This is a genomic window from Bifidobacterium tibiigranuli (genome assembly GCF_009371885.1).
Lineage (GTDB): Bacteria > Actinomycetota > Actinomycetes > Actinomycetales > Bifidobacteriaceae > Bifidobacterium > Bifidobacterium tibiigranuli.
Genome location: NZ_QLZA01000004.1, coordinates 54,504 through 75,889, shown reverse-complemented (window position 1 = coordinate 75,889; position 21,386 = coordinate 54,504). Strand labels below are relative to the sequence as shown.

Below are 21,386 nucleotides of genomic sequence, written 5' to 3'. Positions count from 1 at the left end.
CCTAGTGATTTGCGCAGAAACACCCCTCCCCCGAAAAACTTAAAACCATACTTCGCCAGCCTGTCCCAAATAAGACCGATACACCCACACAACAAGGCCCAAACCGACCTACACCTATTCAGAAAAGTCGCGCTCAAGATATGCAGCGGTCGCTGACAACGCTGGCGGCCGACGTGATCTCTCAATCACGTCGGCCGTCAGCATCAATCACCAGCGCTCTACGCCGCTCAGTGCTTCACAACCCTCAGTGCTCTACAACACTGAGGAACTGCCTCGTGCGCTCCTTTGAGGGGTTCGACATGATCTCCTCCGGCACGCCCTCTTCGATAATCGCGCCATCGGCCATCACGACCAGATGACTGCCCACCGTGCGGGCGAAGTTCATCGCGTGGGTCACCACGACCATGGTCATGCCGCTTTCAGCCAGCTCGCGCATCACCTCAAGCACCTCATGCGCCAGCTCGGGGTCAAGGGCGGACGTCGGCTCGTCGAACAGCATGAGCTGCGGTTCCAACGCCAGCGCGCGGGCGATCGCCACGCGCTGCTGCTGCCCGCCGGAAAGCTGCCCCGGATGCGAATCGGCCTTGTTCTTCAGACCCACGCGGTCGAGCAGCGCCAGAGCAGATTCTCTGGCGGAGTCCTCGTCCTTGCCGAGCACATGGCGCTGCGGGAAGGTGATGTTCTGCAGCACGGTCATATGCGGGAAGAGGTTGAAGGACTGGAACACCATACCGCACTTGCGACGCAGCGCCATGAGATCGGACTTGCTCAGCCGCTGCGAGAGCTCGAAGAAGTCCCCGTCCATCAGCATATTGCCCGAATCAGGCTGCTCGATCAGGTTGATGCACCTGAGCAGCGTGGACTTTCCGGCGCCCGAAGGGCCGATGATGGAGCAGACTTCGCCGCGCGCGACACGAAGCGAGACGCCGTGAAGTATCGTGTTGCCACCATATGATTTCGTTATCGCGCCAAGCTCCAACATGTAGTCGCTGGCTGGCTTCTGTTCTGCGGTCATCATTCTCCTTCGATTGTATTTGCCCGGTTATGACGCTGAAATGCCGCGTATAGCGCGCCCCGCGCCGCCCGGCCTGCCGTACAACGAAACTAGACAAGGCCGAGCAGCTGCTTGAAGGCGCGGATGGCGTCAGTTCAGCGGCACGATGTACTGCTTGTCGGCCACCTTGGCCAGCCCCTCGGACAGCCCTGCGTCGGTGATGAGCTTCTTGATGGAGCCATCAGCACGCATCGACGTGATACCTGCGTCGAGCGCCTTGCCCAGCGATTCGTTACCCTTGGTGAAGGGGAAGGCCGCCTCTGGAGCCTGCACGGTGGAGCGCACGCGCTTGTCCGGATGCTCATTGGCCAGCGCCACTTTAATCGAGGAGTCGCCCTTGAACTGCGGCACCTGCACGCCGTATGCGTCAATGGCCGCATCGAGTCGCCCGGCATCGAAGTCGGCCTTCAGCTCCACCGAGCTCGGGTAGGTCTTGAGCTTGCTGCCCAATATCGTGCGCAGGTCTTCGACCCACAGATACCCGTCAACCGTACCGACCGAGCCAAGCTTTTCCAGATCGGCGATGGTGGTGATGTTCTTCGAGGCCTTCGCGGCGATGCCCAAGCCATCCAAGTAGGTGGAGGCCGAGAAATCGACCGCCTGCTTGCGCTTCGCGGTCGCGTCGATGGTGCCGATTGCCACATCGATGATGCCGCTGGAAATCGACTGCACCGCATCGGCGTAAGTGGCCTGCTGCCATACCGGCGTCAGATTGTTGTCCTTGGCAATCTTCTTGATGATTTCAACATCGATGCCCTTGGGATTGCCGCTGTTATAGCTGGAGAAGGGGGGGATATCGATGACGCCGACGGTGAGCTTGCCAGAGGTCACGGTGGTAATCGAAGATTTAGAGCTGGAGCCTGACGACGACCCGCCGCAGGCCGACAACGCCCCGAAGGACATGATTGCGGCGCAAGCAAGGGCGATGCCCTTGACGATTCGAGAATGTTTCATGGTGCACTTCTTTCTGTTTGCTGTGTGTTGCTATTTGCATTGTCATCGTGGCAAAATCGTGGGTTCGGCCACGATGGCCTTGCATATTGCTGTGTATGTGACGCTGTTGCAGACCGCGCCCGCCCGCCTCGCAAAGCGCATCGCGGGCAGCCGCGAATCGGGGTTAATAGGACTTGCCGAGTCTCCTCTCCATCCACACGGTGATCCAAGTGGCAGGCAGTGTCACGGCCGCATACACCAAGCCAGTCAGCACGAAAACCCGCAGGTACTGGTAGTTCTCGCCGCCCAGCGAATATGCCTGCTTCATCAGCTCAGGCACGGCGATGGTATAGGCCAGCGATGTGTCCTGGAACACCAGGATCGACTGCCCGAGCAGACCGGGAATCGCGGAGCGAAGGCCCTGCGGCACGATGACCCGAAGGAAAGTGACCCGGGAATCCAAGCCGAGCGCATTGCCCGCTTCAATCTGGCCGCGCGGCACCGACTGGATGCCGCCACGGATGATCTCCGAGCAGTAGCAGGAGTAGTTCCACGCGAGCGCGATGATGGCCGCGGCCACATTGGCCAAGCTGATGCCGAAGCGTGGCAGGCCGTAATAGACCAAGTACAGAATGACCAGCGCAGGCATGCCGCGCCCGATCTCGACGATGACCAAGCCCAATGCGCCAATCAGGCGGTTCTCGGACATCACCATCGTGCAGAAGAGGAAGGCGAGCGGCAGGCCGATCACGATGGCCGCCACCGCCAGCCACACGCTCTGCACGAGACCGGAAAGCAGCGGGGGAAGGTACTGGCCCCATGAGGTAAGCAATGGTGTTGTCATCAAATCACCGCCTTGCGAAGACGTTCATCCAGGATTCTTGAGAACATCGCCACCGGCACGCTCAGCACGATGTAGAGCAGGCCAGCAATCGCATATGGCAGAATGCCTGCGATGGTCGGATTCTGCCTCGCGTAGGACTGCGCCTGAAACACCATTTCGCTGACCACGATGGTGGAGGCGATGGATGAGTTCTTGAGCAGGCCGATCAGATAGGTGGCGATTGACGGGCTGACGATGCGCGCGGCCTGCGGGGCGATGATGCGCAGGAATGATATCGGCCCGGCTATTCCCAAGGCTTGCGAGGCTTCGAATTGGCCGCGCGGCACGGATTGTATGCCGCCGCGATATATCTCGGCCAAGTACCCAGCGGAAATAATCCCCAGTCCGAATATCGCCGCTTCCAACGAGCTGAGCCGGAACGCGGGCGTGGAGAGACCGAATTTGAGGACGAACAGCCACACGATCATTGGCACGCCTCGGAGCAGATCCACAGCCAGCCGAGACAGCCATCGGACAGGGGCGACGACCGTACGCAGCCCAAGCACCAGCGGAATGCCAAGCACCGCACCAATGGCGAAGGCCACTACAGTAATGAGCAGCGTCAGCGGCAATCCGCGCAGAACCACAAGAATCGGTTCCATAAGCTCTCCTTAAACTTTAAGTTGTACAGTTTCAACGAATGAGCGGTGATGAGTGGCAATGGGTGACAATAGGTGGCATTGACCCCTCCCGCGCATTGACTGCGGCTTAGTCGCTCCTCAAGCGCCAGGCCACCTTCCTCCTGCCCCCGTTCGCGGCTGCTTTCCTGCTGCGTGCCCGCTGCATACTGCTGCATCGGTCGCGCTGTGCGCTGCGCCTCGTGCCGTACCGATTGTGCTGCTGTGTCGCCTTGGCCTTTTAAGCCGCCTGGCACCACTTGGCACGATGCTGACATGCGTGCTGACACGGAACGCCTCAACGCCGTTCGAACGGTATGTTGTTGATGTTCTTGTCATTAAGTAATAGAGGAGCTATTCACACCATTGTTTGCGACGACGTAAAACAAAAGTGAACTATGGTTTAGTTCGTAGTCTAGTTGTTACATAACCGACACATGCCCACCACATTGGGAAAGCAAAAGGCGTGTATGGCGTGCCCGGTTTTGTTCGTCCTTCCGGTGCCAGACATCGCCCCGGTCATTTCGACTTCATCTTTGACCTCATTGCGAGATACCGACTCACACTTTTTCAGACTTGCCAGAAAAGTGTGAGTCACCTCGCAAGGCTCGCGCTCACTCCTCCCCCGCTGCGACGGCGTTCACCGCGTCGATAAGGATGCCGATGGCCTCGTCCACCTGCTGCTTGGTGACGATCAGCGGCGGGATGCAGCGGATGATCGAATCGCCGATGGCGGTGGTCAGCAAGCCGCGCTTGAGCGCCGCGTGCTTGACGTCCACTGCGTTGATGGTGCTGTCGAACTCGAAGCCGACCAGCAGGCCGCGCCCGCGCGACTCCTTGATATGCGGCAGTTCACGGCCGCGCTCGATCATGTACTCGCCCAGCGTCTTGGCGTTCGCCGGCAGGTCGCGCTCGATGATTTCACTGGTTTCGGCCAGCGCTGCGGCCGTGCACATCGGCGAGCCGCCGAAGGTGCTGCCGTGGGTGCCCGGGGTCAGCGCTGCGGCGATGGCATCGGTGGTGACCATCGCGCCGATCGGCACGCCGCCGCCGAGGCCCTTGGCCATAGTAAGAATGTCCGGCTTGACGCCGTAGCCCTGCCAGGCGAAGATCGAGCCGGTGCGGCCCCAGCCGGTCTGCACCTCATCGAAGATGAGCAGTATGCCTTTCTCGTCGCACAGCGTCCGCAGTCCTTCGATGAACTCCGGCGTCGCCGGGTTCACGCCGCCCTCGCCCTGCACCGGCTCGATCATGATGGCGATGGTGTTCTCGGTGACATTCGCCTTGAAATCATCCAGATCGTTGAACTTGGCATAGGCGAATCCCGGCGTCATCTGGCCGAAACCGTCCTGCGCGAGCGACCCGGGCTGGCCGGTGGCCGCCAGTGAGCCGAAGGTGCGGCCGTGGAAGGAGTTGAGCGCCGAAAGAATCTCGAACTTATTCTTGCCGAAATGATCGATGCCATATTTGCGAGCCAGCTTGATAGCCACCTCATTCGCCTCGGTGCCGGAATTCTGGAAGAAGATCTTGTCGAAGCCCGAGGCCTCGCACACCTGCTTGGCGAGCAGCACCTGCGGAATCGTGTACGGGTAGTTGAAGGTGTGCATGATGTCGCTCACCTGCTCGCGCAGGGCCGCGACCACCTTCGGATTGCAGTTGCCCGCATTGTTCACCGCGATGCCGCCGTAGAAATCAAGGTACGCGTTGCCCTGCGGGTCATAGAGATACATGCCCTCGGCCCGCTCAGCCACGAAATCGTAGCGCTCGTAGGTCTCGATCATGTAGGTTTTCGCCATATCCTTGAGCTCCTGCTCGCTCAAGCCGGTGTCGGATAGTTTCATCCCGTGCTCCTTTCGCACCCAGTCGCACCTAGTCGCCGCAACGGCAGCGGGCGCGTCTCGGATGATGCGGTTGTGCAGAGATCGGGCGGGCCGATCAGCTGTGTCACTCAATTGCGTTATTGGATTGTCTTTGCGGATTGTCTGCGTGAATTGCTTCACGGATTGCGCCGAGCAGCCCTGCGACTGCACAGCCGAAATACGCGGCCGTTTGTGGAACGTAATCTAGACTAGAGTCTAGTGAGCTTATGTTTCCAAAACCGATCATTCGCATAACTCATTCGTCACATTGAGACGGAGGGGCTATCCGCGCCCGCGTTTGGGTAGGGTTTGCGCGAATGGGATATTTTCATCTTCCGAAGAGGACCGAAACACCAAAAACCTTGCTGCCGTGCCTGAGCAATCACCGAGCAATCCCCGAGCAGCCGTGCATCTCGCTTGTGTGAGGCGTTATTGGGGTGCTGCGGAGGTCTATCTGCGTTGTGTGAGGCGCTATTTCGAAGAGACCCAAGTACCAGACGTTCCAAAACCGCCATTTTCAGCCAGCACTATTCGGGGTGCCACAGGATTAGCGCCTCACAGAACGCAGATAGACCTAAGCAAGGTCGAGTTAACGCCACACACAACGCAGATACGCGTGTAGAACGGAAATCTCGACATCTCACCCCACACAAAAACGACAACATACGCGAAGCCAGAGGCCACCCGCACTCGCGTCATCGGTCACTGCACCGGCAACACCGGAAGCACAGGCAATGACCGCAGCACCTCGGCAAGTCGGCGCAAGACGCCCTCGACGCGATGGCGGTCACGATAGGCGCCCTGGCTGATGCGAATATGGCTCGCGCCCACTGGCCCGTAATGCGAACCGGGCTGCACCGCGATTCCGGCATCGCGCAGCGCTGCGGCAACGACGTCGCCACCGCCTAATCGGCTGACGTCAATCCACGAAAGGAAACCGCTTTCAATCGGCTCAACCCGGACGCAATCCACCCCACCCACGATATCGCGCACCAGCTGCGCACGCGCCTGGAATTCCTTGCCGATCTCATCGAGGAGCTGCGAATCGCGTAGCGCTGCCTCGGCGGCAATCTGGTCGATGGTTCCGGCTGCGCCATACAAGTCGTCGGCTAGTTCAACAGCAGCATCGAACACTGATGCGGGAGCAACCATGCACCCGACCCGCAAGCCGCTGAGCCCGTAGCCTTTGGAGAAGGAGCGTATCGTGATGCACCGGTCGCGGAGCGAAGGCAGCGCGGCCACGCTAAGGAATTCACGACCGTCAAGCATATGATCAGCGAAAGCCTCATCATTGATGACCGTGAGATTGTGCCGCTCGGCAACCTGCGCGATGGCCTCGCACGATTCCCGAGTCAGCACCGTGGTGGTCGGATTCGCCGGGTTCGTGACCATGATCGCGCAGGTACGCTCGCTGACCACACGCTCCAACTGCTCCACGGTGATCTGGTACCCGTTCTCGGCATCAAGCGTCAAAGGAATAGCTGTCAAACCATGCGCCGCGCAGTCGTGGGCGTTATTGGGGAATCCGGGATCGGGCACGATGACCTCGCGGCGCAGTCCAGTATCGGACGCCGCAACACTCTGCTTGCCGTCACACATATCGCTACCATGCTCGCCACCGCGAACATCACCATTGCCACTGTCATCGCCCTGAACCTCCGAATCCGGAGAGGCAAGAAGCGACACCGCCAGATACAGCGCGCTGGCCGAACCGGGCGTAATCAGCACCTGGCTCTCCCACACAATGGGATATCCGAAAACCGCAGCAAGCCGACCCGCCACAGCCTGACGCAAACTGGGCAATCCTGCCACATCGCCATAGTGCGCGCCGCATGCCGCAACCCGCTCGCTGCGCAAGGCTTCAAGCACGCTCGCCGGCAGCCGCCCATCGGGGTAGAACGGGTCGGCCCACGTCAGAAGATCGACGTCAGCCTGCTGCTTCGCGCTCATGACATTCCTCCGGTTGCTCGTTTGCTGCCAGTCTGTATTCCCTGCCAAGAGTACCTACATGTTTATGCATGCATGATACGTACCACCGCAATGCGTCGACAAACCCCCAGCACGGCGCAGCTTCTAATGCGCCGCCAGCGGGTTCAGAATGCGGCTGAGAAACTCCTGCGTGCGAGCCTCCTGCGGATGCTCCAACACGTTCTCCGGCTTGCCCTGCTCCACGATGACCCCGCCGTCGAGGAAGGCCACATGATCCGCCACTTGCCGCGCGAACGCCATCTCGTGCGTGACCACCACCATGGTCCAGCCGTCGTCAGCCAAATCGCGCATCACCGTAAGCACGTCACTCACGACTTCCGGATCCAGCGCAGACGTGGGCTCATCAAAGAGCAGCAGCCGCGGGTGCAGCGCTACGGCCCGCGCTATGCCGACACGCTGCTGCTGGCCGCCGGAAAGCTCGTGCGGTCGCGATTCCTCCCGGCCTTGCAGTCCGAATTGCGCCAGCAAGGCGATGGCCTCCGTGTCCGCTTCTTCGGGGGAGCGATGCTGCGCGACAATCGGGCCCTCCGTTATGTTTTCCAAAACCGTCATATGCGGAAACAAGTTATGCTGCTGGAACACGAAGCCGATCTTCGCGGTCAGCTTGCGCAGCTGCTTCTCGCCCGGATGCTGCGCATAATCAACCCGCACGCTGTCGATGGCAATCGTACCGGCGTCGGGGACTTCCAAGCCTGCGATGCTGCGCAGCAGTGTGGTCTTGCCCGAGCCGGACGGCCCGATCAGCACCGAAACCGTGCCCTGCAAGACCTGGAAACTCACGTTTTTGAGCACTTCCTGATCGCCGAAGGCCTTATGCAGATCATTCACCTGCAGCAGCACATCCGATTCACCTGTCGCGTCGGTTTCCATACGTGTCCTTTCGCCGCTCTGTCCGCGGTTGCTTCCATGCGCGAAGTGAGCCGCGCCGTGCGCACCGCACGTAGCATCCGTAGATTTACTGGTTTCGCCGGTTTCGCTGGCTTCGTTATCGCGCGTTCGAATCATATTTCCTGCCCAGATATGTCTCCAAGCGCTGCTGACCGAATGACAGCGGCGTGCAGATAATCCAGTAGATCACTGCGGCAACGATGTAAACCGTCGTGAACTCATAGGTCGGCGTGGCGATTTCCTGCGCCGTGCGCAGCATTTCGGTCACCATGACGATGGAGGTCAGCGAAGTATCCTTGACCAGTCCGATGAAGGTATTCGCCAGCGGGGCCACGGACAGCCGCAGCGCCTGCGGCAGGATGATGCGCCGCATGGACTGGATGCGATTCAGACCGATGGTATGCGCCGCCTCCCACTGCCCGGCTGGCACGGAGATGATGGAGCCGCGTATCGTCTCGCCGGCATAGCCCGCCACGTTGAGCGACAGCGCAAGCACCGCGCTGACCAGCGGCGGCACGGTCACACCCGTCAGCGCAGGCAGCACATAGAACGGCAAATACAGCTGGATCAGCAGCGGCGTGCCACGGATGATGGAGACGAAAGCCGTGCCAATCGCCTTCGGAATGGCGGAGTGGGAGAGCTTGGCGACGGCGACGAGCACGGCAAGCACCAGCCCGATGGCGAAGGAGATCACCGCCATCGGCAGCGAGGTCGTCACCCCCTTGAGCACAAGCGGCCACCACGATGACGAGGCGAGCGGCCGATCGAATATCTGCACATGCGCTCCTTGAAGCTGGTCCGAATAATTATGTAGTTATAGGTTTTCCGGTTTTCGCAGATTCGGTACGATCGCCATCTGCGCGTCACTGTCTAAACAGTGCCGCCTACCGCCATCGTCGGCCGCACGTTTTCATCTATATAGGCGACCAGCAAAGCGCAGCAACAATACTGGAAAGCACTACTTGGAGACGTCCTCGCCGAAGTACTTCGTGCCGATCTTCGCCAAAGTGCCATCCTTGCTCAGCTCGCTCAGCGCTTTGTTCACCGGCTTGGAAAGGCCGGAACCCTTGTTGAAGGCGAAGCTCATCTCGAGCTTGGTGGAGGTATCGGTGGCTGCGATTTTCACGTTCTTGTTACCGGTGGTCTTGAAGTAGTCCTTCGCCGCCAGCTTGTCATTGACGGTCAGCTCCACGCGCTTCTGCTCGATGGCGTTCATCGACTCGGAGAAGCCGGGAACCGTCTGTATTTTGGCACCGTGCTCCGTTGCGATGTGATTCCAGTTCGAGCCTTCAGTCTGCGCGGCGGTTCTTCCCGAGATGTCATCGATGGACGTGACCGACGTGTTGTCGCTGCGCGTGATGACCACCGGATAGGACACCGTGTACGGGTCGCTCAGCTCGTACTTCTGCTGGCGCTCCGGAGTAGATTCGACCTGGTTCGCGATGCCATCGTAATGGTTGCTTTCCAAGCCTGCGAAAATGCCATCGAACTGGGTCTCGACGAATTTGGACTTCACGCCCAGCTTGTCGGCCACTGCCTGCGCCACTTCGATATCGTAGCCGACGAGCTTTTTGGTGTTCTTATCGTGGTATGAGAACGGGGAGTAGGTTCCCTCAGTGCCGAAGCTAATCGTGCCATTGAGCTTCTTCACGGCCGGATCGTTCGCCAGCGCGGCATCGGCAGTGACTCCTGACGAGGAAGCGGACGTAGCGCTCCCCTGATCCGATTTCGCATTCAGCGAGCGGACGGTGAAGAATCCCGCCAGCGCGATGACCAGCACCACAATGACGAGAATGCTGATGTTCCGCGTCTTTTTGCGGCGGCGGGCCTTCCCGGGATTGACTTGCGACATTGCTCTTCCTCTCTCCTGCTGTAATATTCGGTTTACTGCTTGCCCTATCCATATTCCCTGATAAGGCGGCATCTCCCCATATCGTAGAGGACGCCATGCCTTCGACGCGACGCTGCGCCTATACGAGTAGGTGATGATGCGTTATCAAATGGCTCGTTGCGTGGAGTCGGAGTACTGCTGCGCGGGCGATTGCCGCCGCACCAGTCCCCGCGCTCGCACTCGCCTGAAAAACTGTGGACAGCTTAGAATCGCGGGCGAAATGCGAAATGGTCCGCGGCTGCCCCTTTTGTGACGCTGATTCGTGATATCCGTCACGAAAGGGGCAGTATCCCCTGAATAATGCCCTTTTCGTGACGCTTACCGGTGGTCAGCGTCACGAAAGGGGCATTACTGCACCGAAGCTTGGGTACGGGCGTTGGCGAGAGCGTCGTTGAAGGCCTGGGTGGTCCAGCTTGCGCCGGCGACCTTGTCGACTTTGAGGCCTTTGAGCGGCTTGCCGACCACCACGCCCGGGATGGCTTCGATGAATGCGGCCTGATGCTTTTTGGAGATGTCGTTCGAGGTGTGGCCGACGACGGTGACGCCGGTGATATCGCCTTGAGCGACCTTGACCGTCACATCGATGGTGTCCTTGCCGGACGAGTCGGGCTGATTATCGACGTTGTATGTCCCATCGCGGTACTTGCCGGTGTCATGCGCCTTGGCGTCATTGCCCGCACCACCCGCGCTGCTTGTACCGCCCGCCGAAGCCGAGGAGCTTGGCGCGGCCATCGATTCGCCTGAGTTGCCCTGATATGCGCCGTCGGCTGGTATGGCGTCCTTGCTGCCGCACCCAGCGAGCAGCGTCGTGGCCGCGATCAGCCCGACAGCGGCAACCGTGGCTGACTTGACGCCTGCGCTGCCCGACTTGCCAGCTTTGATCGTCGAAACCTGCTTCGAATCCTTGTTACTCGCCATGCCCTACTCCTTTATATATGTCTTTATCGCGTTCATGCTATAGCACCCGCGCCGCGATGGGAAGGTCTTAGGGCTATCTCGCTTATGTGAGGCGTTATTGGCGTGCTGCGGAGGTCTATCTACGTTATGTGAGGCGCTAATTCCGTGACACCCCAAGTAGCGGTGGCTTAAAATGGCGGTTTAAGTCGTCTGATACTCGGCCTTCCGAAAAATAGCGCCTCACATAACGCAGATAGACCTCCGCAAGGGCGGATTAACGCCTCACATAACGTAGTTACACCTGTATGCGCTGCGGAACGGCATGCCCCCCACAGTACGAGTACCTCTTATTCCGACAGCCCGGCGGTTTTGGCCTTTTTGGTGGGGTCGGAGAAATCGACTGCCGTGCCCTCGTGCTGCGCATCCTGCGCGCTGGAGCCGGTGAAGGCCGGGCGGCCGCCCGACTGTTCGTATGCGAGCCGCGCTTGTTCGTCGTTCCACCGCTCGCCGACCAGCACGCCGTGGTTGAGCATAATCTCGCGCTCGGCGCAGGAAGCTACCAGGGCGTCATGTGTGACGACGATAATCGTCGTGCCCTGGCCGTGCAGCTCGCGGAAGAGATCGAGCACGATACGCTCGTTGGTCTCGTCAAGGTTACCGGTCGGCTCGTCGGCCAGAATCAGCTTGGGATGGTTGATGAGCGCCCGCGCGATGCACACGCGCTGCTGCTCGCCGCCCGACAGCTCGCCGGGCAAATGGTGCGCGCGGTCCTTGAGCCCGACGTGGTCGAGAGCTTCAAGCGCCTGCTGCTCATCAACGACGGAATGGTAGTACTGCGCCATCATCACGTTTTCGACGGCGGTGAGATGCGGCACCAAGTAGAACTTCTGGAACACCAGCCCGATGACGTTCTTGCGCACATCGGCCAGCTGCGTGGCGTTGAGGTCTTCGAGCCGTCGGCCTTCGAGCGCGACCGAACCGCGCGAAGGTGCATCCATGCAGCCGATGATGTTCATGAGCGTGGTCTTGCCCGACCCCGACGAGCCGACGATGGCGAGCCATTCGCCCTCGGGCACGGTCAGGCTCAGGTCGTCCACGGCGTGCAGATCGCCGTAGATCTTGGAGATATGGTCAAGTTCAAGCAGCATATCGCTTCCTTTCGCAGTGTTCGTAGTTGCGGTGTTCGTGACTGTGGTATTCGTGGCTGTGTCTGCCTTCGCGGCGTTCATGGTTGCGACGGTCGATGCGTTATTCATAGTCATGGCTACTCCCCTCATTCCTCCCGCAGCACTACTGCCGGGTCGATTCGCGTGGCCCGTCGAACTGGTGGGATGGAGGCGGCGACAGCCACCAGCACACTTAGCGCTATCGAGGCTGCGCCGAGCGCCCAGTCGAATTCAATGACGCGATGGAATACCGTCAGGCCGAGCACTCGCGCGAATCCGTAGCCGATTCCAGTGCCGATAAGCCCGCCAAGCAGCCCATACAAAGCCGATTCGGCGTGGAATTCCAAGCCGACGCCGCGCGAAGGGGCGCCGAGAGCCTTGCGCAGGCCGATTTCATTGCGCCGCTGGGACACAATCGAGGAAATCGTCGTGCCGACGCCGACCAAGGTCAGCACGAGCACCACAACCGAGACGATCCAGAACAGGGTCTGCAGCATGGTGATGATGCGCTGGTTCGACGAGGTGATTTTGGTGACTTGCTGCGCCTTAGCGCCCAGAGCCGTGTCACGGTTGATACTTGCGACGAGGCCGGTAAGGCTGTTGCCCGACGCATCCGAGGAGTATTCGATGACATCCGCACCGCGTGTCACGCCGGTCAGCGCGGCCAGATCGGAGGCCTTGGCGTAGACGATCTCGTCCTCGCTGCCGCCGGTCGATACGATGCCGGAGACGCGGAACTGCGTGCCTTTGGTGTCCAGAATGTCCGTGGAGGCGCGGCCATCGGTGCCATTATTGATGGAACCGCTGCCGCTGCTGGTGCCGGAGATAGAGCTGTCAGAATTGCCGGAGGAATTGCTACTCGAACCGCTGCCGCTGGTAGCGCTGCTGTCAGAACTGCCATTGGAACTGCCGGAACCCGTACTGCCGCCGTGATTATGGGCGCTGTGGTCCATGCCAGACATTCCTGACATGCCCGACATGCCGCTCATGCCCGACATTCCAGACATATCGCCTGTATTGGAGCCACTATCCGCATTGCCGTCAGCAGCAGCATTGCCGCTGCTGCCAGACGTGCTGTTCGGACCGTTCGAGGAGTCGCCGGAGGAAGCGCCGCTCACCCCATTCGCCCCGTTATCCGCAGCACGGTAGCCAATCGTGACATATGAGCCAACGCCGAGGCCGAGCGCGTTGGCCGCGTCGTGACCAAGCATCACACTGCCTGCGGATGGCCACTGGCCCTCCACATCCCAATGCCGGTTGAGCGTCTTCGTCGCAGCGGGGTCGATGCCGGCCATGACATAGGGCGCGGCGTTGATGCGCACGTTTTCGTAGCGGTACGAGGCCGAGCGCGCGGGGGCAGCAGCCGTCACTTTCGCGCTGACCTTGCTGGCCGCCGCAGCGCTGATGCCTGTGCTGCCGGACTGATGGGATTGGGCAGCCACAGCAGCAGGCGTCACGATGAGATTCGCGCCATAGGAGCGCATGTCCTCGGTCATCTGCTGCGGCACGGCGACGCAGACCGCCGCCAGGCAGAACAGCGTCGCAGCGCCCACAATCGAAGCGATGACGGCCATTATGGCCCGCGAGCGCCTGCGAAACACAGCGCTGAACAGCATCACGAAGAACATGCGACGATTCGTCATCGCATGGCGACGCTGGCTGCGCGCCGAGCGACGCTTCTGCCGCGCCGTGCCCGAAATCTGCCCAGTCGACGAATCGTGAGCATTGTCAATATTGTGCGTTTGACGATCAGCGGCCATGAAGCACCTCCGCGGGACGCAGGTTCAGAATCGAGCGAATCGACGAGAACGAAGCAATGAGAATCGTAACGGCCAGCAGCACGAACACCAGCACGAAGACCATAGGCCGCATGGTGATGCCGGAGCCGAAGACCACATGGCCGACCAGCTGCGCCAGCGCCGACCCCAGGCCAGCCCCGGCGAGCGCGCCGACCATCGAAATCGCGGCCGTTTCGGCGAGCATCAGCCGCGAGACCGCGCCATCAGTGGCCCCGACGGCCTTGAGCAGCGCAAGCTCGGCGCTGCGTTCGCCTATCGATGCGGCCATGAGGTTCGCCACGGCGACGGCGGCCGCAATCAGGCTCAGCACGGTCATAAGCATCATCACCGCCTGCGTTTTGAGCATCACATCGCCCTGCAGCGCCGAAACCTGCCGCACCTGCTTGGCGACTGCGCCGGGCAGCACCTCCTCGATCTGGTAGGCGATGGACGAGGGATACGCGGTGCAATACCATGTCTCCCATTCCTCCTGGCTGAGCGCGGCCGGGTTCTTCGCCGCCTTGCGTGCCAGATCGTTCTCCGGCGTGGTCAGCGCCTTGACTTCGATGCGGTCGATCGAATCGGGCAGATCGGCCAGCTTCTGCGCCAGTGCGGACGGCATGTACACCGAGCCGTTATCGGTGTCGCCCGAGTCGTAGACCCCCGTGATGGCAAGCATTTGCATGGTGTGCGCGCCGGTGGCGGTCGTCTTGTGCAGCATCAATTCGTCGCCGACGCCCAGGTGCAGCCGTGCGGCCAGATCCTTGCCAATCATGGCCTGCGCCTTGTCGTCCTTGGGCCAGCTGCCCTCGACCTTCCACCAAGAGCGCAGGCCCTGCACGCCTGCGACGGTCGATTCGCCGGTGGGCAGGTGCAGCGTCTTGTTGAACCAGGTGCCGACGACCGGCACCGAAACCGTGGCGGCAGTAGTACCAGCGCCGCCCCCAGAGCCACCGGCCGAACCAGAGTGAGCACCAGCATCGGAATGAGCACCGCCAGACCCCATACCGTCCCCCATCGCCTCGGCATGAATATTGAGCTGCGGCGCGAAATCGGTGATATTGAAGGCCCAGAAGGTCGTTTTGATCTTCGGCACGTCCGATTCCTTCAGGAACGACGTCGGGTCGGGCTGCGCGCCCTCGGTGTTGTACAGGTCGGACACGACCGCGTCGGATTTGGGCTGGACGGTGATATTCGAGCCGTAGGACGACAGCTCAGCGTTGAGCTTGTCGCCGACATCAAAAACGACGCCGAGCATCGCCACCGCGATGGTCGCCGACAGGCACACCGTCACCGCGATAAGCAGACGCCGCCGCAGCTGCCGGCTGAAGGAGCGCAGAATCATTCGCAGGAAAAACATGGTTATCGTTTCACTCCTTTCAATGCTGGAAGTGCATGGACAGAGCGTCGAGATCCGCAGTATGGATCGTAATCGCGCCGTGCCCCGCGTGGTACGGGAATGGAATGGGATTGCAGCCGCCCTTGAAACCGATGGTGGCAACGTTGATCGCCACATCACAGCGCTTGCAGATGATTGTGCCGTCCTGCTCGTAGTAGCCCGCATCGCCGCAGTTCTCGCACGCATCAAGGCCGACGCCGTAGGCCCCGCCGTTCTTCTTGATGATGATGAAGCGCATCACCGTGCCATCCTTGGCCTTGTATTGGAAGCGATGCAGATGGCCGTCCGAAATCTGGTCGAAGCGAATCGTCGCGATGTCGCCCTTGAGCGAGTAGGACTCCGGCGGCGAAAGCGTGGGCACTTTGTTGACCTCGGCGACGCCGGCGGTCAGCGCGACCGTAATGCCGATCATGGCGACCAGGCTCCAAACACCTGCGGCTTTGGCGCGGCGGCGCAGGGCCTTATGGGTGCGCTCGACAGCCTCATTCGGGCCGGCGAGCGGAAGCCGGAAGCCGGCCGCAATCGAGGCAGCCGCAGGAATCGCGAAGACGAGGCATTGCGCGATCACCAGCGCCATATCGTGATTCGCGGCCAGAATCAGCACGCGGAAGGCCGAGCCGTGCAGCACCACCAGCATAAGCGACATCAGCAGCGAAAGCAGCTGCGTGAGGTGGCGTACCAGCAGCATCACCAGCATAAACAATGCGGCGAGCAGGAACATGCCGTGCATCGCAGTGGTGCGCAGTGTGCGGAATATGGCCGCAGCCACGACGGCAGTGGCGATGCCGAGCGCAAAGCCAAGCGCGCGTAGCAGCATGGCCGACGAGAATGGCGAGTCCCCGGTCTCCACGAAACTCGTGAGCTGCATAAGCACATCCTGCAGCGCGAAAAACGTCGTGCATGCGATGCCGAGCGCCGCGATGAAGTTCGCCGCATGCAAGCGTTTCGGATGCTGGTGCCAATTCGATGTCAGCCGCTTCGAGCGCAGCGCAACCGCAATCAGCAACGCATCGCAGATAACGCAGGCGATGAGCACCACGAGATTCACATCCGAGCGCCGCGTGATGATGACCAGCGTGCGCAATACCGTGAACGCCACGGCTGCCGCCAGCCCCGCAAGCAGTCCAAAAAGCCGCCAATGCCGACTGATTGGCATATCGCGGCCTTCGCCGACGCCGAGCAGCACGCTCATCGTCATCGTCAGCAGCGCGGGGGCAAGCATCCCCGGAAGCGCCTGCACATATTGCTCAAGCATCCGTCAGCCTTTCCCTTGAGTTCGTGGTGAGTAGTTTATGGTGTGTGGTTCGTGTGGCGTGAATAGGTGTGTGGTGTGTGGTGTGTTGCATGGTGTTGTACGAAAGTGCGCGGGGTGAATACGCCGAAAGGCTGGACGAGGACCGTCACCCGGTTTTCGCCCAGCCCAACGGCCGAGATTCGATTCGCTCACCTTGCGAGGCTCACCACTGGTGAACGGTGTAATCCCAGTCGTATGTAGCCGTGATCGGCTCGGTCCAGAAGCGGCCCTTCACGCCGGTGTCGGGGTCGACATGCAGCGTCCAGCCGTTGGTCTGCGGGCTGAAGATCGTGAAGGTCAGCTTGTATTGGCCGGCCTTGTCGAGCTTGAGATTCGCGCCGTAGTGCGGGCCGTCGTCGGCGTTCATCTCCATGAACGTGCCCTCTTGCGTGTTGCTCGCGTCGTTCTTGTCCTCGATCTTGTACTTCACGGTGAGCTTGGGGATGAACTCGCCGGTGCCATAGCCCAGCTCGTTGTTCTTCAGCGCGTGGATGTCGGCTTCGAGGTGCAGATTCGAGTCCGCCGCCGACAGGCCCATGCCCGCAGGGTACATGTCAACCGGCTGGAAGTAGACTGCGCCGATGTTCAGCGGGAACTTCTGCTGGTCATCGCCGATTTTGATCTCCTCGAACTTGGGGGCCGCCTGCGAGCTGCTGTCCGACGCGGCGGACTTCGAATTCGAGGATTTCGCGGCTCCGCCATCGGACGCATTGTTCGCATTGCCGCATGCGGATAGGGATAAGGTCAGCGCGCCGGCGACGACCAGTCCCAGAAGGCCGGAGAGGGTCTTGTTCTTCATTATCTTCTTCTCTTTCTTGTCGTGTGGATTCGTGGTGAATCGCAACATTGGTAGTGATGGGAAAATTGTGTTGGCGGGAAACTGTGTTGCTAGAAAGAACTGTGTTGCTAGAAAACAGTGAGACTTATTGCGGCAACGACTGTTCTGGCTGCTCCGACTGCGACGATTGCTCTGGTTGCGACGCCTGCTTCTGCAGCTCGTTCGAAGTCACCGCGCGTTTGCGACGTTCCTTGAGCGCATAGGTCGCGAACGACGCAACGACCGCAATCGTCGCAAGAATCTGGGCGATAATCGTCTCCCAGTAGGGATACAGCCCAATCCAGTCGTTGGTGGGCACGCCGGGAATATAGCGTCCGCTGATCAGCGTGCTCTCGATAAGCGAATGCACGCCGCCGCCCGCGAACGTGATCACCAGCAGCGCCATCAGAATCGAAGTGACCATGAAGAACGGCCGCAGCGGAATCTTGACCGAAGTGAAGCGCAGCAGCAGGAAAATCACCACGAGCACCACGGCCGCTGACAGCCCGCCGGCCCACATGCCCGCCGAATCGCGGCTCATCGAGTAGATGCTCTGGTAGAACATCACGGTTTCTGCGCCTTCGCGGAACACCGCGAGGAAGCTGAGCATCGCGAGCGAAATCACGCCGCCGAATGTCATGCGCTGCTGCGAGGTCACGCTGTCGACTGCGGCGTGCGCCTTGGCCGTTATGTAGCTGTTCCACGCCTCGACGCTGGATTTCGAGAGCATCCAGTTGCTCGTGTAGAGCAGCATGACCATCGCGATAAGCGCGACGACGCCCTCCATAATCTCCTGCTGCGGCCCGCTGCCGCTGAACAGCAGCCCGAAGAGCAGCGCCACGATTCCCGAGCCAATCAGACCAGCGACCACGCCGACGTAGATCCAGACCACCAGGCGGCGGTTGCCGGATTTGACGAGATACGCGATGATTGCAGTCACGACCAGCAGGGCTTCAAGCCCTTCTCGAATCAGGATGACGAAGGCCTGGCCGAACGCGCTGGTGACGAAGCGCGTGAAGCCGTTCCCCTGATTCGCGCTGCCGCCATCCAGCTTCGCCGCATCCTCGGCAAGCATGGATTTGAGCTGATTGACCAGACCGGTGGTATGGCTTATCGGATCGCCGTCGAGTATGGATTTGCGGATTTCCGCGAACTGGTTTTCAATCAGCGATACGCGACTGCCGCTGATCGCGTTCATCACGTTCTTCTCGAAACCAAGCTTCTCGTAGTACTGGTAGTAGGCTTCGTTGACCTTGTTGATGCCAGCCCGCTTGTCGCCGCTGCGGGCCTGCTGCACAGCGCTGTCGAGTACCGTGCTCATCTCTTTGGCGACCTGCGCCCAGGACCGATTGCCCTTGCCGTTGAAGACGCCTTTCTTCTCGGATTGCAGTTTCTTGCGCTGCTGCTGGGTCACTTTGGTGCGCGCAGCGGCGTAGTCGCGCGGATTTGCAAGGTTTGCCGTCGCGTCGAGGGTTTTTGCGCTGCCGGCGAGCTCGCCCTGCAACTGCGCGATTTGGGTCTGCAAGTCCGCCTCGTGGCCGGGAGCGTAGGTGAGCTGCTGAATTGACTGGAACTGCGCGGCTTGCGTCTGCTGACGATCCGCGCCCAAGGTGTCGCGCGCGACCATAACGAAATTGCTGGCAACATAGCCGACGTTGTAGGCGGTGCTGACGTCGGAGTTGGCGGTGCTGGCATCACCGGAAACGTACGACTTGAGTGTGGCATCCAGCTGCGCGTTAATCTGGGTGGCGACCGCGTTCCAGCTTGCGTAATCGGTGGGGTCGGCGGGAGCAGAAGCGGCGGAGGCAGGAGCGGTTTTGTCTGCAATCGGCCTGACGGCAGCGGTTTCATTGGCGGCAGTTGTCATGCTGACTTCCGCCGCAGCCGAGGCATCGTCTTTCCCGGCTACCGACGTAGCAACCGTATTTTGCGCCACATCCTGCGCGTAGGCTCGGTCGGTCGAAAGTCCAGCGACGAGCATCGAGGAGCATACGAGCATCAGCGCGAAGGCCAGCGCGGCGAACGAAGCGCGCAACCGGCGGCGACGAGACTGGGGCATCCCTATTCCTCTCTCACATGACGCACCGGTGAAGGCACGTCCTCTGTGGAACAAGGTAAGGGAAAACGTAAGAAACCAACAGTCTTGACATTCGCGAAATTTTGTCGTATTTCAGAGTGCTTGTGCGGCGATTTTTGCGACAATAATTCTCTATATCGTCTCAATATGTGGACGAACTGGCCGGGCGAATTATGCGATGTCCATTATGTGGACGACTACGCAATGACCTTTTTGGACTCTTTTGCAAAGGCCTCTTCGCCATTCGCATCGCCGCGCACAACCTGCGCGCGATTTGTCGCGCTGCGTCTGGCTGTTCAGGCAGCGCCCGACCAGCCAGTGCCTAACCACGAAGCGTCTCAGCACAGACTCAGAGTCTCAACGCATCCTCAACACAAAGCCGCTGCGCCGACCGGCAGCACTCAACTGCAAACGGCCTGCACAACGGCTTACGTTGTCTACGTTCGTTACTGAACTGTCATTACAGAACTACTCGACTACTCGCGCACCACCACATTGTGCAGCGAGCCGATGCCCTCGATGTGCACCACCGGTTCATCGCCTGCGTCGAGATGGCCCGAGGCGTCAGGGGTTCCGGTCATGATGACGTCGCCCGGCAGCAGCGTCGCGAAGCTGGAAATGGCGGCGATCTGCTCGGGGATGCCGTGAATCAGCTCCGCCGTAGTGCCGCTGGCCTTCGGCACGTCCTCGCCGTTGAGCGAGAAGGAGATTTTCGTGTCCCTCCAGTTCAGCTCGGTTTCGATCCACGGCCCGAGCGGGCAGGCGGTGTCGAAGCCCTTGGCCCGCGTCCACATCGGGTCGGGGCCTTGCAGGTCGCGCAGCGTCACATCGTTGACGCAGGTGAAGCCGAGCACATATTCCATGGCATGCTCCACTGGCACGTTCTTGGCGATGCGGCCAATCACCACGGCGACCTCCGGCTCGAAATTCATGTCGTGCGAATACGCGGGAATCACAATCGGATCGTCCGGGCCAATCACCGACGTGCTCGGCTTCATGAAGATCACCATGTCCTCAGGGGCGTGGGCGATGTCGGAATGCCCGTGCTCGTGCATGAACTCGGCGTGGGCCTCGTAGTTTTTGGCCAGGCCGTAGACCTTCGAGGGAATCACCGGGGAGAGCAGGCGGATGCCCTCGCCGTCCAGCTCGTAGCGGTCGCCGGTCGGCTTGACCGGCTGCGCGCCGAAGGGGAAGCCGTCAAGCGCCACCAGGTAGTCTCTGCCGTCGGACTCGTCCTGCTGCACAAAGGCATACTGCGGAACGTCATTATGTGAAAAGCGTGCGATTCTCATAGGACTACCCTACCGCCGGCATGCGTCAGCGGGGTTATCGCCGCGTGAAACATCTCGAAAAGCTCGCGAATTTGCTGTTTTGCGGATTTGCCGACTTGCGAATTTGCGAATTTTCCCCTCGCGAATTTTTAATTAAGCAGATTTATGCGTTTCCGACGGTATCCGGGCGCTGACGCGCGTCCACAGAAAATCAGGAATGGCGGCATTCCGCCAAAACGCTGCGCGCTGATTTCGGTGGCTACTTTGCCAAGTGCTTAATAGACGAAAAAAGTGCTGAGAAGATTGTCTCAACGCCATATTTCCATCAGATGCGCGCGTGGAATCGCACGAAATCGCATGGAAGGCGGCACCGGATGCTGCCCTCCCCCCGTCGCCGCCCTCGACACTCTCCGAATGCGCGCAAATGCGGTGTCGGCCATCTATTAAGCACTTTTTTCGTCTATTAAGCACTTGCGAAAGTACACGCCTATTTCAGCCTCCATGAAATCCTTGGAATCTAGCCATTCTTCGATAGCCAGTACCATCTCGGGGAGCCGCATACAGGCGGTTTCA

General features: G+C 60.3%; 17 protein-coding genes. All 17 read right to left on the bottom strand.

Annotated elements, in window-relative coordinates; genetic code table 11:
- Positions 1-244: 244 nt before the first annotated feature.
- Positions 245-1,015 (bottom strand): amino acid ABC transporter ATP-binding protein, encoded by a 771-nt coding sequence (locus tag DDF78_RS04440; RefSeq protein WP_368731814.1) that lies wholly within the window; start codon positions 1,013-1,015, stop codon positions 245-247.
- 129 nt (positions 1,016-1,144) lie between these two features.
- Positions 1,145-2,008, bottom strand: a complete 864-nt coding sequence (locus tag DDF78_RS04435; protein ID WP_152580548.1) for a substrate-binding periplasmic protein — start codon at positions 2,006-2,008, stop codon at positions 1,145-1,147.
- A gap of 163 nt (positions 2,009-2,171) precedes the next feature.
- Positions 2,172-2,831 carry an amino acid ABC transporter permease gene (locus tag DDF78_RS04430; protein WP_152580547.1) on the bottom strand — a complete coding sequence of 220 codons (660 nt, stop codon included), beginning with the start codon at positions 2,829-2,831 and terminating at the stop codon, positions 2,172-2,174.
- Complete coding sequence (locus tag DDF78_RS04425; protein ID WP_152580546.1) at positions 2,831-3,472, bottom strand: amino acid ABC transporter permease; 642 nt, start codon at positions 3,470-3,472, stop codon at positions 2,831-2,833. Before DDF78_RS04425 ends, DDF78_RS04430 begins: the two co-directional genes overlap by 1 nt.
- 629 nt (positions 3,473-4,101) lie before the next feature.
- Complete coding sequence (locus tag DDF78_RS04420; RefSeq protein ID WP_152580545.1) at positions 4,102-5,328, bottom strand: aspartate aminotransferase family protein; 1,227 nt, start codon at positions 5,326-5,328, stop codon at positions 4,102-4,104.
- 720 nt (positions 5,329-6,048) lie between these two features.
- Positions 6,049-7,296: a pyridoxal phosphate-dependent aminotransferase gene (locus DDF78_RS04415; RefSeq protein ID WP_152580544.1), complete on the bottom strand. Its 1,248-nt coding sequence runs from the start codon at positions 7,294-7,296 to the stop codon at positions 6,049-6,051.
- A gap of 123 nt (positions 7,297-7,419) precedes the next feature.
- Positions 7,420-8,205: an amino acid ABC transporter ATP-binding protein gene (locus DDF78_RS04410; RefSeq protein WP_272869817.1), complete on the bottom strand. Its 786-nt coding sequence runs from the start codon at positions 8,203-8,205 to the stop codon at positions 7,420-7,422.
- Between the two features lie 115 nt (positions 8,206-8,320).
- A complete protein-coding gene (locus DDF78_RS04405; RefSeq protein WP_202613201.1) occupies positions 8,321-9,001 on the bottom strand; it encodes an amino acid ABC transporter permease in 681 nt (226 codons plus the stop codon).
- A 180-nt stretch (positions 9,002-9,181) separates the two neighbouring features.
- Positions 9,182-10,075 (bottom strand): transporter substrate-binding domain-containing protein, encoded by an 894-nt coding sequence (locus DDF78_RS04400; protein WP_162000693.1) that lies wholly within the window; start codon positions 10,073-10,075, stop codon positions 9,182-9,184.
- Positions 10,076-10,462: 387 nt separating this feature from the next.
- Complete coding sequence (locus DDF78_RS04395; protein ID WP_152580542.1) at positions 10,463-11,032, bottom strand: FMN-binding protein; 570 nt, start codon at positions 11,030-11,032, stop codon at positions 10,463-10,465.
- Positions 11,033-11,358: 326 nt separating this feature from the next.
- A complete protein-coding gene (locus DDF78_RS04390) occupies positions 11,359-12,159 on the bottom strand; it encodes an ABC transporter ATP-binding protein (protein WP_152580648.1) in 801 nt (266 codons plus the stop codon).
- Positions 12,160-12,284: 125 nt separating this feature from the next.
- Complete coding sequence (locus tag DDF78_RS04385) at positions 12,285-13,820, bottom strand: ABC transporter permease (RefSeq protein WP_152580647.1); 1,536 nt, start codon at positions 13,818-13,820, stop codon at positions 12,285-12,287.
- Between the two features lie 106 nt (positions 13,821-13,926).
- Positions 13,927-15,315: an ABC transporter permease gene (locus tag DDF78_RS04380; RefSeq protein WP_152580541.1), complete on the bottom strand. Its 1,389-nt coding sequence runs from the start codon at positions 15,313-15,315 to the stop codon at positions 13,927-13,929.
- A gap of 19 nt (positions 15,316-15,334) precedes the next feature.
- Positions 15,335-16,609, bottom strand: a complete 1,275-nt coding sequence (locus DDF78_RS04375; RefSeq protein ID WP_152580540.1) for a DUF2318 domain-containing protein — start codon at positions 16,607-16,609, stop codon at positions 15,335-15,337.
- A 202-nt stretch (positions 16,610-16,811) separates the two neighbouring features.
- Positions 16,812-17,450 (bottom strand): iron transporter, encoded by a 639-nt coding sequence (locus tag DDF78_RS04370; RefSeq protein WP_202613214.1) that lies wholly within the window; start codon positions 17,448-17,450, stop codon positions 16,812-16,814.
- Positions 17,451-17,571: 121 nt separating this feature from the next.
- The gene (locus tag DDF78_RS04365; protein WP_237564543.1) at positions 17,572-19,524 is read right to left on the bottom strand and encodes an FTR1 family iron permease; all 1,953 of its coding nucleotides are present in this window, start codon (positions 19,522-19,524) and stop codon (positions 17,572-17,574) included.
- Positions 19,525-20,018: 494 nt separating this feature from the next.
- Positions 20,019-20,834 (bottom strand): fumarylacetoacetate hydrolase family protein, encoded by an 816-nt coding sequence (locus tag DDF78_RS04360; protein ID WP_152580538.1) that lies wholly within the window; start codon positions 20,832-20,834, stop codon positions 20,019-20,021.
- Positions 20,835-21,386 lie beyond the last annotated feature (552 nt).

Excerpts from the sequence above, each read along its gene's own strand:
- DDF78_RS04440 (WP_368731814.1), bottom strand. The coding sequence starts at position 1,015 with ATGACCGCAGAACAGAAGCCAGCCAGCGACTACATGTTGGAGCTTGGC.
- DDF78_RS04435 (WP_152580548.1), bottom strand. The coding sequence starts at position 2,008 with ATGAAACATTCTCGAATCGTCAAGGGCATCGCCCTTGCTTGCGCCGCA.
- DDF78_RS04430 (WP_152580547.1), bottom strand. The coding sequence starts at position 2,831 with ATGACAACACCATTGCTTACCTCATGGGGCCAGTACCTTCCCCCGCTG.
- DDF78_RS04425 (WP_152580546.1), bottom strand. The coding sequence starts at position 3,472 with ATGGAACCGATTCTTGTGGTTCTGCGCGGATTGCCGCTGACGCTGCTC.
- DDF78_RS04420 (WP_152580545.1), bottom strand. The coding sequence starts at position 5,328 with ATGAAACTATCCGACACCGGCTTGAGCGAGCAGGAGCTCAAGGATATG.
- DDF78_RS04415 (WP_152580544.1), bottom strand. The coding sequence starts at position 7,296 with ATGAGCGCGAAGCAGCAGGCTGACGTCGATCTTCTGACGTGGGCCGAC.
- DDF78_RS04410 (WP_272869817.1), bottom strand. The coding sequence starts at position 8,205 with ATGGAAACCGACGCGACAGGTGAATCGGATGTGCTGCTGCAGGTGAAT.
- DDF78_RS04400 (WP_162000693.1), bottom strand. The coding sequence starts at position 10,075 with ATGTCGCAAGTCAATCCCGGGAAGGCCCGCCGCCGCAAAAAGACGCGG.
- DDF78_RS04395 (WP_152580542.1), bottom strand. The coding sequence starts at position 11,032 with ATGGCGAGTAACAAGGATTCGAAGCAGGTTTCGACGATCAAAGCTGGC.
- DDF78_RS04390 (WP_152580648.1), bottom strand. The coding sequence starts at position 12,159 with ATGCTGCTTGAACTTGACCATATCTCCAAGATCTACGGCGATCTGCAC.
- DDF78_RS04385 (WP_152580647.1), bottom strand. The coding sequence starts at position 13,820 with ATGACGAATCGTCGCATGTTCTTCGTGATGCTGTTCAGCGCTGTGTTT.
- DDF78_RS04380 (WP_152580541.1), bottom strand. The coding sequence starts at position 15,315 with ATGTTTTTCCTGCGAATGATTCTGCGCTCCTTCAGCCGGCAGCTGCGG.
- DDF78_RS04375 (WP_152580540.1), bottom strand. The coding sequence starts at position 16,609 with ATGCTTGAGCAATATGTGCAGGCGCTTCCGGGGATGCTTGCCCCCGCG.
- DDF78_RS04365 (WP_237564543.1), bottom strand. The coding sequence starts at position 19,524 with ATGCCCCAGTCTCGTCGCCGCCGGTTGCGCGCTTCGTTCGCCGCGCTG.
- DDF78_RS04360 (WP_152580538.1), bottom strand. The coding sequence starts at position 20,834 with ATGAGAATCGCACGCTTTTCACATAATGACGTTCCGCAGTATGCCTTT.